Origin of the sequence: Bartonella senegalensis OS02, assembly GCF_000312545.1 — a bacterium.
GTDB lineage: Bacteria > Pseudomonadota > Alphaproteobacteria > Rhizobiales > Rhizobiaceae > Bartonella > Bartonella senegalensis.
This window is the reverse complement of the sequence record NZ_HE997540.1, coordinates 823,022-837,924: the sequence shown is the minus strand read 5'-3', so window position 1 is coordinate 837,924 and position 14,903 is coordinate 823,022. Positions and strand designations below refer to the sequence as shown.

Below are 14,903 nucleotides of genomic sequence, written 5' to 3'. Positions count from 1 at the left end.
AGAGTGTTTAAAGTAAAAAGATCTCACTTACCAATAAACTTGAGTGCGCAATTTTAAACACACCTTCCAAACTTAAAGTGGTGCAAGACGGCCGAGTTTTAAAAACCCCAGTTTTGCCCATCCATGACTAATCAGTAGAGGAAGAACGGGATTGCCATCTGCATTTTTAGGCATAGCACCCAAAACAAAAAATACAGCTTGAAGATTGTTAGCGTGTACAGGAAACAAACGCTGCATAGTCGTCAAAAGCTCTGTGTGCTGAATAAAGGCAAGTTCAAATTCTGCTGTCAAATATCCTTCATCATCAAAGGAGAAAGGTCCACTTATTCCCAGTGCACCGCCCGTATGAAACATCAATTCAGCGTGCTTTAAAAGACCACTTTTCCCATACAAACGGTGTTTCCAACTACCTTTACCATTTGCATCAAATAGATTGGAGACATCATTGAGAATCCATTTTAAATTGCCGTCAATTTTTGGAAAATCAATAAATTCAGGTTTAATAAACACAGAAGCATCAAAATCATCGAAAGTAATATGCCCCGATAAATTATTCTTCTCATACTTAAGATCAAGCCGCACAAATTCAGCCGTTACTTTTGGAGAAGCATTTTTTTGCTCTAACGGATGTACAATTATGTCATCAGCATCTCTCAAAGATGCCTGATTTTCAATAGCTTCTTGCATGATATTTTTATCTGCTGTTTGTGATTGCGGTGCTTCGTCAAATTTCTGATTTTTAAGGGATGACGCCATAGGAAAAATTTCAAGCCCTTCAGCCATAAGCTTAAATGTTTTACCGGACCTCAAATAAGGATCTGTCCCAATCACCAAATTGCGCCAACGTGACATTATGGGATTTTTTTCAAATAAAACAATTGATGTAGGAGAATGAACTTCTATCTCTAGCCAATGAGGTACATAAATTGGTGCACTAACGGTTAAATGCGGGGTTGATAAAGAAAAACCGTACAACGGCCAAACAAATTGAAATTGATCACAAACAACACCAATCCGTAACGGATAACCATTTTTGCGGATATGTTTGCACACAGCCGACATATCACCATTAGATAGCCTTGCAAGGATACTAGAAAGACGCTCTTCTATTTTACGTGAAAAAAAAACCAGACTGAACTATAAATGAGTATCAGAACAAGACAAAACACTCCACAAAGTAAATGACTCAGAGAAAGATTTTTCCGGAATGACGTCAATTGAGAGAATATAAACAAAATAAAAACTCTCCTTATCTCATAAGCAACAGAGTCATGGCTTTTAACATTCACACGCACGCAGTTGATACACAAAAAATTTGTCGCAATGCATTTTCAAACCATTGGCTCAAAGCCTGATCATAGATTAAACGACCTTTCAGATGTACAGAAGCCGGCTGTGCGCCCTTTTCAGTTAATTTTTGCGCTGAACGCACAACCAAACGCCGCATCATAGCCCGTGTAAATTCAGCGTGAAACTGCAAACCCCACGCACTGTTTCCATAACGAAAAGCTTGTGTAGGATATGTCTGACCTGTTGCCAAAAGCGTTGCATCTTTAGGTAAATCATAAATACCTTCATCATGGAAATGATAAACCATTTCTGGCCAATTCATCAATGCCTTACCTTGTGGAGTTGCTTCCAGCGGATACCAGCCGACTTCAACGGTTCCATCATTTCTTGTACAAACACGCCCGCCTAGATTTCGTGCTAACATTTGTGCTCCAAGACAAATACCTAAAAAAGGCTTATTCTCTTTCAACGACAAAGAAATCCAATCAATTTCCTCACCAATATAGTCTTCCTTGTCATTGACACTCATCGGCCCTCCTAAAATGACAACACCGGCATAATGCTGTAATGTATTGGGAAGTCTCTGCCCAAAAATAGGACGGTAAATATCAAGAACAAAACCACTTTTCTGCAAAAATTTTCCCAAACGACCAGTATAGGAAGATTGACGATGAATAACAACGGCAATCCTTGGTTTGCTCTTTCTTTGTTTTTTATCAGCACATCTTTGCATTATAAGCATATTTTAATCTATCACTTTTGCAGCTCATTTGCAGCTAAGTAAAATTTCATTTTTACAGCACAAGAAAACATTTTCGGTACAAAATATTCACTGTAGAGTTTTTTTAAAACAACCGAAATTTTTTTTTCGATAAAAACGCATTTTCTTCTGTCTTAACCCCTGGATCATCAACATTTAAGCGGACTTGATGAGATTCCTCTGTATTTTGTTTGTTTGTCTCTTGTTTATCTATCTGTACATGATGCAAAAGATCAACCTTTACAGAAGGAGACTCTTCTTGCATTTCAGCTTCAACAACAGCATTTTTACCCACGCTCTCTTTTTTATCTTCTAGATTTTCTTGATCTTTTTTTGTCAACACAAGAGTCTCAGCCTCTAATGTGAAGGGAGGCATCTGGGGAGGCGCTTTCCATTCAAAACAGCCCAAACGTCCACTGATTGGAGAAACTGCTGCCCAAGAAGAAAAAATAGTCCCGTCACACATCCATACCGGATCACGTTCAGCACGCAGCGCCAAAGAAAGCCATTGCCGTACTGCTGCCTGATTATTACCCTGTGCTTCTTCAATATCTGCTAACAACAAATAAACGCTTTCCCGTTTATGATACTGCAGTGCTTTTTGTGCCTGTTCCCTAGCCAATACCCTTTCACCGGCATCAAGAGCAGCTTTAGCGACGAGAAAAGTGGATTCAAATGTGTCTTTATTATGAGAAGCAAGTGCCTTAGCTTTTTTCAAGCGCCCAACAGCCCCTTCTTCTCTTTCGATATAAAGCGCTCCCAAATCAGGATGAGGCTCTTTCTGCCACGCTGCAACAATCATTTTATCAGCTTTGCGTGTTTCATTTAATTGATAAAGAATATCAGCGGCAATCACTGTTATAGGTATAAAATCAGGCACGAGTTTATGTGCTTTTAAAATAGCCTTACGAGCCTCTACAGGATGCGTTCTCAATAAATGAAGAGCCCGCCCACTGAGCAGCAAAGCCTGTAGGTGTTGACGCTCTGGAGCTAAGCGGACAGAACGTGGTAAAGCTTTTTGCGCCTGCTCAAAAACATCAAGAGCTTTATCCCATCTTCCCTCTGCACTCAACCGATCGAGCACAGCTTGATGTGCCCACGAAAGTGCTGGTGATAAAGTCTGTGCTTCTTGTGCATATTGTTGTGCTGCTTCGTAAGCATTAGTCTTCATAGCTTCACGAAATAAGCCGTAAAGGCCAGCCAACTTTGTCTGTTTTTCCTTTCTCATTTGCTCATAAAGATTAATGGCGCGAACAGAATTATTCTGCAAAGATAAAGTTTGCGCTTGTAAGAGCTTCACCAATGGCTCACGATTCCCGGCAAGATATTTCTCAACACGTATCTGCATTTTTTGCGCCTCAACAGTATCGCCCGCAAAAACGGCAAGAAAGCCCTGTGAAAGAGCTTCATAACCATACCTTTGATGACGTCTATAAAAATAATTGGAGAGGACGTGAGGTACAGAAAAAAGTACAGAAAAGAGCCACCATAAAAGCACCAAAATTCCAAGTAACAAAATAAGTATACTCAAAGCTGTCAACAATGAAACGGAAAATCGAAAGTTGGAAACCGTTATGACAAGGGCATCATTATAATTAGCAACCCACCCAAAAGCTAAGCCGAACAGACATACAACAAAAGTATAAATCAAAACACGTATCATCTTCAGCCTATTTACATCTTCTTTGCTTCAAAAGATCCTTGTTGTGCCGACAACAGTAACTGATCAAGGAGGTTATGAACAGCAACATATCTTTCAAGTTGGTGAACAAAATCTACTGAAACATCTTTTGCAGTTTGAGGCAATGTTTGCCATTCACTCAAAGCCTTTTCGTAATCACCCGTTTGAATAGCAACTTCCATCCGCGCGGCAATTGCCCCCAATGTCATCCCTTCAACATTTCCAATTGGTCGCGAAACAATCAGACCTTTCATCCATGCCAAAATTTGTTCAAAAAAACTAGCATCTGATACAACGGTCTTTTGCGTTGCAACGATTGTATCAGCAACATTGGCAAAATCAGCTGCAAGTTGAGCTGGACTAGGAAATCCTATAGAGGCTGTTTTTTGTAACAGATCAATCCCCTCAATCGAAGGTAATAATTGTTGTAATATTTTCAACTCATTGACATAAGATCCGCCACGCTCGACCGCATTTTTCAACGAATTAATCGCAATAAACAATGCCGTATTTTTCTTTTCTTTCTCCTCACTTTTAACAGCAATCTCTTTCTGCAGAGTTTCTAAACGTTGCGTTAAAGCTGTCAGAGCACTTGCATTGTTCTGCCCAACCAACAGAGCTGTTTTCATCTCTTTTGAGACTCCAACTAAAGTGAGCACATACTCTTCAAGACCACTTACTTTTTCTTCTAAGGCCGCAAAAGCTTTTCTGCTTTCTTCTTGCGATGCCTTATCATTTTGAAATGTTCCAAGTTGACGTGATGAAAAAGAAGAAAATTCTGCTTTCAAGCTATCAATTTCTTGAAGTACATGCTTCAATTGCCGCCTTGTCTCTTCACTTTGACTTTTTGCGGTTTCAGCAATCTGCAAAGCATTTTCTTCTCCCATATGATTTCCCAGTAAAGAAGACGGAAGCAATCCTGCCCATTGCAGCCCTATAAAAAGACTCAAAGCGATAAGACCACCGAAAATTCCTGAAATTGGCAAGAAAAGCCAAGTCATACCCAATATGGATTTACTCTGTGTGCTTTGCTTTTCTATTTTCCCTGTTTCTATTCTATCTGCTTCTACAGAATTTTGTGTTTTTTGCTCTGAATCATGGCTTATAATGTCCTGTTCAATCACAGGTTTCTTAGGGCGAACACCGGTGTAATGCGGTTTATCTTTCGGTTTTGGAGAATCTGCCATCTCAATCACTTTTTTGGTACTTTTTTTAACGATAAAATAACAAAATGAAAAAATCTTTAAAACTGAAACATTTCTCAAACAATAGAATCTATTTTACACTCTTTTTATCAAGAGTATTTCTGCATAAAATTTTTCAACAGTGCATCCTTCTTTAAAGTATTTATAATTATAGAGCTTAAGAAACAAGCTTTTAAAAAAAACATCATCATTTTATACTGAAAAACAGAGCTTCATTTTTAATCAAGAGAGCAATTATATTCAGGAAAAATGCTAAAATGCATTTTTTATGAAAGGAATTAATTTTAAGGGAAGTTCTTTGCATCTTTGCCTGTCCATGCTACCCACATATGAAAGAAGCTTAAACATAAGGTTTTGTTTGAAATGCGTCTGTTAGGAATAGAAACAAGTTGCGATGAAACTGCTACTGCTGTTATTGAACACACTATTGGAGGCAACAGCCAAATTCTTTCCAACATTGTTTGGAGCCAAACAGATCATCATGCACCTTATGGCGGTGTTGTTCCTGAAATTGCTGCGCGTGCCCATGTTGAAATTCTTGATGATTTAATTCTGAAAGCTCTCAGAGAATCCCATATAAAACTGAAAGACATTGATGCCATTGCAGTCACAAGTGGTCCTGGTTTGATAGGAGGACTTTTAGTAGGCGTTATGAGTGCGAAAGCCCTGTCTCTTGCTACTGGAAAACCCTTTATTGGTGTTAATCATCTGGAAGGTCATGCTTTAACAGCAGTGCTCACGCATAATGTTCATTTTCCCTATTTATTGCTGTTAGTTTCAGGGGGACATACACAAACAATCCTGGTTCACGGAGTAGGAAATTACCAGCGTCTAGGAACCACCATTGACGATGCATTAGGAGAAGCTTTTGATAAAACAGCAAAACTCTTAGGCCTTCCCTACCCTGGCGGTCCAGCACTTGAAAAAGCGGCTTTATTAGGCAATCAAAACCGTATTTCTCTGCCAAGACCTTTAAAAGGTGAAAAACGATTAGATTTTTCTTTTTCTGGTCTTAAAACCGCCGTTCGACAAGCAGCAACAGCTCTCTCCCCTCTTACAGAAAGCGATGTTGCTGACATTGCAGCAAGTTTTCAAGCAGCGGTTACCGACACAGTGTACGACCGCGTTCATTTAGCTCTGCAACACTTTACCCAGCAATATCCTCTTTCTCATCATCAAGGACCGCGTCCTCCTGCTTTAGTTGTTGCAGGAGGCGTAGCAGCAAACCAAGCCATTCGATTAACACTGCAAGAACTTGCCGATCAACAAGGTTTTGAATTTATAGCGCCTCCTCTTTCCTTATGCACCGACAATGCCGCAATGATTGCTTTTGCTGGTGCACAAAGACTGGCACGAGGAGAAAAAAGCTCTCTTGACATTGCTCCTCGCTCCCGCTGGCCACTGGATGAAAAATCCGCTCCCTTAATTGGAACAGGACGGCGTGGAACAAAAGCATGAGAAAACAAATCAACGGCTTCTATTCAAAGAGCACAAAATGAACTCGCATCATTTAGTATCTTATCATTACCCTTATCACAATAATTTTTGAACTTGAGGCAATGAATTTCTTGCCAGATTTTCTTCCCATTCAATGGGACCATATTGGTCAAAATTTCTAGACAAAAACCGAAAGAACAACTCAAATTGCACATGCTTAATGATTGACCTTAAGTCTATTTCATAAAACCGGATAGCTCTTGCTAACAGGAAATTAAAGTCAAAATATCTTCATGCATCCTATAAAAATATCGAGGTCTTTTGCGCCTTCCTCTGTAAGCCTAAGAACAATGAAAGTAGAAACCAGCACGCCCATAAAAAGAAGCCTTTTTATCCAATCACGAACAGAGGATATTGAAAGTATCTAAATTTATTGCGAAAGCCTTCAATAAGATAACGTGCATCGTAAAAGTTTCATCATAATTCTGCACTGTTTATCTGTTTGGATGGAAAGAAGACAGCAATACAGTTTTTCTTCCTCATCGCTTCTATTTATGTATCAGCGCCTCCCCTCTCTCAGCAAGAGTTTTTGCGTTTTCCCTCTCCTTTAAAAAACTGAAATGCTTGTATACTATCATTGCCATCTCTAGCGTAAGAAGAAAACATAAAGTTTAGTTTATAACATCCCACTAAAGCATAACACTTCGCAGTCAAATCGTAACCCGCTTTTTATTAAAGACTCTCTCATTATTAAAGACTCTCTCATGCTGAAAAGTCTAAAGCCAGCTATAAGAAGGATCACGGATAACAGAGATATTTCTCCTTCACGAGATTGACCATTATACCTCATAGTCTTTAACAAACACTTCCAAAACTTGATACAAGCTATCTTTTGATACCAAGATCACAAATCTGAGTAAGAGAAGCTAATGCCACTTGCCATAAACAGACATATGGATAATACATTCTACTATGCAATAAAAAGAAAATCCTCATCTTTGAATTCTCACTTTTAAAACAAAATGAACGTTTTCAACAAAAGGACAGGAAAGGTTTTTAGTTCTTACAAATATCTGAGAAATTTATCCTCAAAAAATCGTAACTTTATGCCAATGCCTACGCTTTATTGATGGAATGCCTCTCCTTGAGAGACAATCTTGTTTGTTATAAATGGAACATTGTTATCAATGAAACAGTTACAAAAAGAACATTATCACCATTGAAGCTTTATTCTCAAATTTTAATCTGAGATATTCGAAGCAAGGTAATATGGTACATGCCTCTCTCACAATTTTATTATTTTGTAAAAAAGCAACAAACAAATTGGGAAGAAGCACTCTTTACTCCATTTAAAATCCAAAATCATTGCTGATGTGCTATACAAATGCTTATATTTTATAAAATGCGACACAATCTCATGAAAAAGGAGGTCTCATGGCTTACTGGCTTTTTAAATCTGAACCCCATAAATGGTCATGGGACATGCAGAAGCAAAAAGGTGCCGCTAGCGAACAATGGGATGGTGTCCGCAACTATCAAGCCCGTAACAATATGCGCGCTATGAAATATGGGGATAAAGGCTTTTTTTATCACTCAAATAAAGGTTTAGAAATCGTAGGCATTGTAGAAGTCTGTGCTGAAGCACACCAAGACTCGACAACCACGGATCCACGTTGGGAATGTGTAAATATCCGTGCTCTCTATGATATACCAACCCCTGTTTCCTTAAAACAAATCAAGGCTAATCCAAAACTAAAAAATATGGTATTGGTCAATGTCAGCCGTTTATCCGTACAACCCGTCACAGAAGATGAATGGAGAGAAATCTGTTTGATGGGCAATCTTAAGAGAGAAGAGGACTAATTTACAATAATATTGAATGAAACCATCTCAATGCAGTAAAATGATATCGTCTCACTTTCTATCCCGCCTCTTCAGAACAAAAAATCGTTTCTTCGCACAGCCCCCAAAAAAAGAGATGGATAAAAAGACTTTTGAGCAAAAATGAAAATAGCTCTTACGAATGATAAAAAGAGAAAGAGATCAGATCAAGATCGAAGAAAAACAATAATAAGCAAGAGAATACCAAGTTGTTTTTATCTTATAGCCATTCATAGTAAACACCAAAAAAGCATTGAATGCAAAGTGAAATACCTTTTTAAAACAAGTTTGTGACAAAAGATTTATCATCTTTATTTATAAAGATAATTTATTGTTTTGCTCCTTGAATGAGAAACCTTAATACCGTAAAATTCTCCCATTTTATCCCCTCTGATATCGAATCAAACAAAACCATTCTCTTGCACGCTACAAGCGAGATTACCATGTGGATAAAACGAGCAAAGAAAGGAATAAAAATGCCTTTCACAAACTATCTTATGCAAGGATTATAGCAACCTTGGAATCTGACAAATAATATGATGGTGCCAGCTTAGAGCACAATGGCTCACTCTTCTTCACTCTTCTTTAAAAGAGAGAGGACTCTCTCACAGGAAAGCGACAAGCAAAAACAAAAGCGATGTGCATATTTTGACTCAATAATATAGGATATTTTACTTTGAAATGCTTTTGAAAACCATAAAACAGAATGAAAGAAAGAGGATAAAAATAAAGCGGAAATCTTCAACTGGCAATAATAATTGTAGTCTGTCGGCTAATATGCGGCAAAAGGCGTTTCATATCACGGCGAGAAAGCGCAATACATCCTTTTGTTGGGGTATAACCTTCTCGTGCTAAATGCATAAAAATGGCACTTCCTCTTGCCATTTTTCTCTCTGTAATATTCCAGTCCAGAACCAAAACAATATCATAAAGTCCATCTTCACGATGCATTTTTTCAGCACTTTTACAATAAGGAAAACGTACCAAACGATTATAATTGGCATCACCACTCACATCACACCAACCATCCTGCACTCGAATACGACGAAAAGGCAAAACGGAACGTGGAAAAAAATAAGAAGAATTACCGCGAAACCCCCTTAAAAAACGCATCCGTGCCAAAGGTGTTGCACCATCACCTTCACGCTTCAACGCAGAAATACCAGTCCGCCCTAGAGCACAAAAAAAATGATTCTGACCAACACGCAAAATACCACGTGCACAATGACCTGCTTGTCGTCGAATAACCATAAAATGAACAAAACTTTGTTTTTTATAGAGTTTCTTTTTTAATTTTCCTTGCATGAGATCTCATTTTTCATGAAACTACTTTGGTAACAGTTGCTGCATCAACATAACTTATAAGGAAAAAAATGAATTTCTATACTCTTTTAATTGCCGAAAATGATGATGATTTGCGCCCTATTCTGATAGAGCAATTACAAATTCATAAAGAATTTAAAGTTTTCCAAGCAAAAACAGCTGAAACTGGGATAACAATAGCCCAAAAAGAGAATGTTGATTTGGCGATTTTTGGGACTGAATTTCCTGATTTTGAAGGCCATAAAGCCGTTAAAAAATTACGCATCAAAGGATTTCGTGCCCCCATTATTATGATCACGAATGATGACACAAATTGCGATACTCTTTTAGATCCTGAAACAGGTGCCAACGATTATGTGACAAAGCCGTTTCGTTTTGCAGTACTTTTAGCACGGATTCGCACCCAACTGCGTCAATATGAACAAAGTGACGATTCCATTTTGCACATTGGTCCTTATATTTTTAAACCCGGACAAAAACTCCTCATTGATCAACAAAACAACAAAATTCGCCTCACAGAAAAAGAGGCTGCCATTCTTAAATATCTCTCTTGCACCAACGAGCAAATTGTCAATCGTGAAACACTTTTAGAACAGATTTGGGGCTACAAAGAGAACATTGTCACCCATACATTAGAGACCCATATTTATCGTTTGCGACAAAAAATCGAAAAAGATCCCTCTAATGCACAACTCCTCATTACAGATCAAAACGGATATCGTCTTAATCTTTAAGTCTCACAACAGTTTTATTGCTGCAAAAATGATTGTGATGCCAATTCATTTATTCTCGCAGACAGCAAAATAAAGCAAATTTAAAAATTTTAATTGATGAAAAGAATTTATCATTTTACACTTTAAATTCAAACTCCACGTACAAGTAAAGCTTCCTCTTTCAAACCTTAGCATTCACAATCAGAAAAAATCATTCGCTTACATGTCATAAGCAAAATGAATGTATGGATAAAAGTGCTGTAAAAGAACTAACAATTCCTCTGATACTGCCTCTCACTGTAAAAATCATGAAAGCGGGAAGCCGGCCAAATAAAATGGTAGTACTGGTTTTTCTTTTTACAAGCGCCAAAATTAGTGGTCCATAGATCTTGCCTTATACAACTTGTTACAAGATATTGATTTATAATGATAATTTAGCATTATTCACATTGTATGAGAACCCCGAAGACTGTTAACATTCTCTCATTTCAAATCTGTGTATGTTGAATCAATCAAAACCACTTGTTTGCACAGAACAAGCGGGATAAGTGTGTGTCGATAGAAAACCCTTCAAGAAAGGACTAAAAATTCCTCTTATGAATCGTCTTAAATGTCAAGGACTGGTGCAACATGTGAGGGGAGGCAAAGAGTATGATGGTTGCGGCTTGCTTCTCCACAAGCGTAAAGATGGGGATACTCAATCGATTTATCGTTATACCCTTCACAGACGCCGCAGTAAAATGAGCTTGGGAGTGTTGAGAGATGTCCTTTTAAAACAAGCCCTTGAATTTGCGACTGGGTGGCGTTCTATTTTACGTGAGGGTCGTGACCCCATTGTAGACACGCAATAAACAAAAGCGCGAAGCAATGCGCAATCTCCATCTTTGAAACGTTATCGTCAGATTGATTTAGCACTCTAACTGAATTTTTTTCAAGCAAGTGCATGAATTTGCAACACAATAGCATTTCTGCTTTGCATGAAGAATGTTCCTCCGATGAAAGAACGTACTAAATAAAAAGCATTAAGACAAGTAGCATAATCTCAAAATCAAAAGGAGAGAGAGCTCTCACGTGCTTGTGGCAACAGCGCAGGCATAAAAACACGCCGCGACTGGCGACGCTGCACAAGCAAACCTTGATAAACACGTTTTTGAGCCTGACAAACTAAAAGTCCACCAAAATAAGGTAAAAGATGGCGTGCAATTGGTTCATAAAGAAAAGAAAAAAAATGTGAGACAGAACCTGAAGACGGCATATAATGTACCACTTCTTGTATTGATCCAGCAATAAAATGTGTTTTTTCAAACAAACGAACAATTTGTTGCCGACTATAAGGTTCACCATAACCAAAGGGTGTGCAAGCATTGCGCGCCCAAAGACCAGAGCGATTAGGAACAATAACAATCAACTGACCATTGTGAGCTAAAACACGCCATATTTCATTCAATGTTTCAGATGAATTTTCTGTATACTCAAGTGCATGCACCAATAAAATACAATCAATTGAAGCATCAGGAAGCGGTAAGTCTTCTTCAAAAACAAGTGCTGTTGCAACCTTATCAGCACAAGGCCATGGCAAAGCTCCCTGACCAGCGGGCATAAAAGCTACACATTGTTGTGCACGCGTACGCAAAGCAGAAAGATAAGGGAGTGCATAACCAAAACCCATGACTGTTTTACCAGTAAGATCCGGCCAACATAAATTTAACTGATCACACAATGTCTGCTGAACACGCCTACCAAGAGCAGAAGCATAAAAATCTTTAAGTGTGACTATATCCACATCAACATACCGTGTAGAAAAAATTTTCCAACATCACAAGCTCCCATATACCCCACTTATATGGACCTTTGCCTTTTTTCCGCAATGGCGAAAACTTTAATATTTCATATTTTAAACCCCAATAATCCCAAAAGCAGCACAGAAAGTTTCTCTGACCACTACACTCAATGCACTTTGCATCATATTGCTTAATTTTGCAATTTGCACACTATAAAGACTTTCCAATAGGCTTTTTTTTGATATTTATAAAGAAAAAAACGATTAATGAAAATCAAGCACCCTTTCAAGATAGTTTTTTTCTGCTTCTAGAATATGCTCTTTACTAAGACGTTTACGAATTTCTTCTAAAATTTGCCGCGCGCGAATTTGATCACTTTCTTGTGGAATAGCTCCCCCTTCTTGCCCTTGAGTGTTTTTTGAAGAAAGTGGGCGTCCTAAGGGATCTTGATGACCAGAAATAGCATTTTGATGATCTCCTGCTTCTTTAAGGACTTTACGCATTTTTTCTAAAATATTTTGTGCGCCTTGCCTTAATGATTCTAGAGCAGCTGACTGGTTTTGCATGGATATTTGATGATCTCCGTTCTCAAGAGCAACTTCTGCGGAATTCATTTTTTCCTCTGCTTTTTTCAATTGGTCACTCTGTTCAAACCCTTTCTCTGATAGTTCTTTTTCTAAAGTAGATAATTCTAACTGCAATTCAGCCTGACGTTTTTGTAAAGATTTTCTTTGCTGTTCTGGCACATTTTCTCCACGTCGTTGTTCCATTTCCAACTGATGTGTTTCATTGAGAATTTCTTGCTGACGACGCATCACCTCACCAAGCTGATCCATTTTTTCTTTCATTTGTGCGAATTGATTTTTGGTCTTCTCCTCCCCTTGATTATTTTTTTGCACTTGCAAATGATCGAGGATTTGTTCAACCTCAGACAACAGCTGTTCAGCTGCTAAAGAAGAGCCAGTTTTGGCCATTTCTTCAATTAAATTGAGCTTTTCTTTTAATGTATCCTCTGAAAGAGGAGAACGGTTCAGATCACTATTTTTGCTATTTTTACTATTATTTTGTGCCCTTTCAGCCAAGCTACGGACATAATCATCCATAGCTTGGCGTAAATCGGCCATTAACCGTTCAATTTCCGCAGCTGAAGCACCATAGCGAAGTGCATCACGCAAAGCGGCTTGTGCTTGTTTTAAATTTTTCTGAGTGGATTGGAGCTGATTACCTTCAATCCCCAAAGCGATCTGCCATAAATAATCGACCACATTGCGCAGATCATCCTCTGTCTCAGCCATAGAAAGCTTTGTCCACGCACTCTGTAGAGCAAGAAAATGTGTCGCATTTTTAAGCCCATCTTCTGGCCGCACCAGTAAAGCAGAAAGCATATCGAGTACACGCTCTTTCTTAGCAGCATCAAGAGCCAACAAACGGCGCAATTCACCCACTGCACGCGCAACAGGATGAGAAAAAACACGCTGCGGTAACGTCATAACAAACGTTTTGCTCCGCGCTTTTTGCCCAGCACCATCCTCTGCTACCAAAGTAATTTTAACCTCCGAACCAGCCCATGGATGCGCTGAGACATCCTGTACCGTCCGCATTTTACCCTTTCCACCACGCGGGAGAAGCAGTTTTATTTCAGGCGCCTTATAAAGGACAGCAGTGTTTTTGTGCTTATCAAGAAAAGGCTCTATTTCAACAAAAGCCTTTGTCACTCCATAATCATCCTCCAACTCATACTGAAGCTCTAACGAACCCGTCAAAATTCGCCCTGGTTTTTCTAACCAACGAATTGTCGGGTGCTGATCCTTAATCACCTGCAAAAACCACTGCAGTTGCTTGTGACGTGATGATACGAGCAAATCTATTGAACGTTCTAAGTGCGTTTCAAAATGAACAATTGGATCATTTAAAGGCGTTTTTTCGCTTTTCTTGGAAAACAAAACTTTATGGGTATCTTCTTTAACGAGCGCTTTTACTGTAACACCAGCACCATTAACAACACGCACAACCACACTACTTCCTTCAGGAACAGCAAAATGTGTTGTCTCACCTTGTGTTAAATAAATGGGTGCCATACCGGTATAAGCAGGTGGTGTTACCCAAGCATCAATGCGCATAGATGCTTCATCGATGAGAGGACGAAAATCAAACGCATCTGCCAAGCGCCCCCCTAACGAGCCAAAAGAAAAACTAAAAGCACAAACACAAAGGAGAACACAAACAGTCCTAAGCGCCAAAGGATCAAAAGCCGCACTATTAGGATAAGCAATCCCAGTTTTGAGATGATATAATTGTTTGGCCATACGGCGTTGATGTTCGCGCCAAATAATTTGATGAAAATCTTCATTATTTTCAGGACATAAACGATCTTTTTGAACACTCAAAGGCTGATTTTTGAGACCATTTTCTTGTTCAAGACGGTAATTAACTTCCCTGAAAGTAGGCAAACGAAAGTTGACAAGAAAAAGCAAATTTGCCACGGCAGAAAAAAGAATAAACACAAATAATAGTAAATGCGTCCAATATCCCAGAATGCCAAAAATACCAAACCAACTGAGTGAACAAAAGAGACTGAGAACGAGAAAAAATGGCAATAACTGTACCCATATTCGCTCAAAAAAGAGAATACACCACATCAAAATGCGCACATACAAAAGCTTTATTGCTAAAAAACTTTTGATGTTTTCATTTTTAATAGACAAATATTTGTCCCCTTTTAGAGTGATGAATTACAATCATAAAATTCATACAAGACAATTTCCAGAAAATAAATTGTTTCATCAAAGTTTAGTAAAAATAAGACCAAAAACACTGAACAATGTTCAATCT

At 38.5% G+C, this 14,903-nt stretch carries 10 protein-coding genes and 1 pseudogene; 4 read left to right on the top strand and 7 right to left on the bottom strand.

The window, feature by feature from the left end:
- Positions 1 to 72: 72 nt before the first annotated feature.
- The 4 genes from BN200_RS03290 to BN200_RS03275 form a co-directional block, all read right to left on the bottom strand.
- Entirely contained in the window at positions 73 to 1,062 is a 990-nt protein-coding gene (locus BN200_RS03290) for a DUF2125 domain-containing protein (RefSeq protein ID WP_019221026.1), read from the bottom strand.
- 223 nt (positions 1,063 to 1,285) lie between these two features.
- On the bottom strand, positions 1,286 to 2,032 hold the full coding sequence (locus BN200_RS03285) for a glutamine amidotransferase (protein WP_019221025.1): 747 nt from the start codon (positions 2,030 to 2,032) through the stop codon (positions 1,286 to 1,288).
- 103 nt (positions 2,033 to 2,135) lie between these two features.
- Positions 2,136 to 3,713 carry a heme biosynthesis protein HemY gene (locus BN200_RS03280; RefSeq protein ID WP_019221024.1) on the bottom strand — a complete coding sequence of 526 codons (1,578 nt, stop codon included), beginning with the start codon at positions 3,711 to 3,713 and terminating at the stop codon, positions 2,136 to 2,138.
- 11 nt (positions 3,714 to 3,724) lie between these two features.
- Positions 3,725 to 4,918, bottom strand: coding sequence for a COG4223 family protein (locus tag BN200_RS03275; RefSeq protein WP_034988901.1), 1,194 nt, complete (start codon positions 4,916 to 4,918; stop codon positions 3,725 to 3,727).
- 381 nt (positions 4,919 to 5,299) lie between these two features.
- Between BN200_RS03275 and tsaD the strand changes: the two genes are divergently transcribed.
- Positions 5,300 to 6,394 (top strand): tRNA (adenosine(37)-N6)-threonylcarbamoyltransferase complex transferase subunit TsaD, encoded by a 1,095-nt coding sequence (gene tsaD / locus BN200_RS03270; RefSeq protein WP_019221022.1) that lies wholly within the window; start codon positions 5,300 to 5,302, stop codon positions 6,392 to 6,394.
- Positions 6,395 to 7,807: 1,413 nt separating this feature from the next.
- Positions 7,808 to 8,236 (top strand): EVE domain-containing protein, encoded by a 429-nt coding sequence (locus BN200_RS03265; protein ID WP_019221021.1) that lies wholly within the window; start codon positions 7,808 to 7,810, stop codon positions 8,234 to 8,236.
- Positions 8,237 to 8,995: 759 nt separating this feature from the next.
- Here BN200_RS03265 and BN200_RS03260 read toward each other — a convergent pair.
- Entirely contained in the window at positions 8,996 to 9,559 is a 564-nt protein-coding gene (locus tag BN200_RS03260) for a L,D-transpeptidase family protein (RefSeq protein WP_019221019.1), read from the bottom strand.
- A 68-nt stretch (positions 9,560 to 9,627) separates the two neighbouring features.
- Here BN200_RS03260 and BN200_RS03255 point away from each other — a divergent pair, with 68 nt between their 5' ends.
- Together BN200_RS03255 and BN200_RS03250 are read left to right on the top strand one after the other, a co-directional pair.
- Positions 9,628 to 10,311 (top strand): response regulator transcription factor, encoded by a 684-nt coding sequence (locus BN200_RS03255; protein ID WP_019221018.1) that lies wholly within the window; start codon positions 9,628 to 9,630, stop codon positions 10,309 to 10,311.
- 566 nt (positions 10,312 to 10,877) lie between these two features.
- Positions 10,878 to 11,172 (top strand): annotated as a pseudogene (locus BN200_RS03250) (Arm DNA-binding domain-containing protein); the annotation flags it as partial.
- Positions 11,173 to 11,338: 166 nt separating this feature from the next.
- Here BN200_RS03250 and BN200_RS03245 read toward each other — a convergent pair.
- On the bottom strand, positions 11,339 to 12,073 hold the full coding sequence (locus tag BN200_RS03245) for a methyltransferase domain-containing protein (protein ID WP_019221015.1): 735 nt from the start codon (positions 12,071 to 12,073) through the stop codon (positions 11,339 to 11,341).
- 261 nt (positions 12,074 to 12,334) lie between these two features.
- Positions 12,335 to 14,770 (bottom strand): TIGR02302 family protein, encoded by a 2,436-nt coding sequence (locus BN200_RS03240; protein WP_034988899.1) that lies wholly within the window; start codon positions 14,768 to 14,770, stop codon positions 12,335 to 12,337.
- Between the last annotated feature and the right edge of the window lie 133 nt (positions 14,771 to 14,903).

Excerpts from the sequence above, each read along its gene's own strand:
- BN200_RS03285 (WP_019221025.1), bottom strand. The coding sequence starts at position 2,032 with ATGCTTATAATGCAAAGATGTGCTGATAAAAAACAAAGAAAGAGCAAA.
- BN200_RS03280 (WP_019221024.1), bottom strand. The coding sequence starts at position 3,713 with ATGATACGTGTTTTGATTTATACTTTTGTTGTATGTCTGTTCGGCTTA.
- BN200_RS03260 (WP_019221019.1), bottom strand. The coding sequence starts at position 9,559 with ATGCAAGGAAAATTAAAAAAGAAACTCTATAAAAAACAAAGTTTTGTT.
- BN200_RS03275 (WP_034988901.1), bottom strand. The coding sequence starts at position 4,918 with ATGGCAGATTCTCCAAAACCGAAAGATAAACCGCATTACACCGGTGTT.
- BN200_RS03265 (WP_019221021.1), top strand. The coding sequence starts at position 7,808 with ATGGCTTACTGGCTTTTTAAATCTGAACCCCATAAATGGTCATGGGAC.
- tsaD (WP_019221022.1), top strand. The coding sequence starts at position 5,300 with ATGCGTCTGTTAGGAATAGAAACAAGTTGCGATGAAACTGCTACTGCT.
- BN200_RS03255 (WP_019221018.1), top strand. The coding sequence starts at position 9,628 with ATGAATTTCTATACTCTTTTAATTGCCGAAAATGATGATGATTTGCGC.
- BN200_RS03290 (WP_019221026.1), bottom strand. The coding sequence starts at position 1,062 with ATGTCGGCTGTGTGCAAACATATCCGCAAAAATGGTTATCCGTTACGG.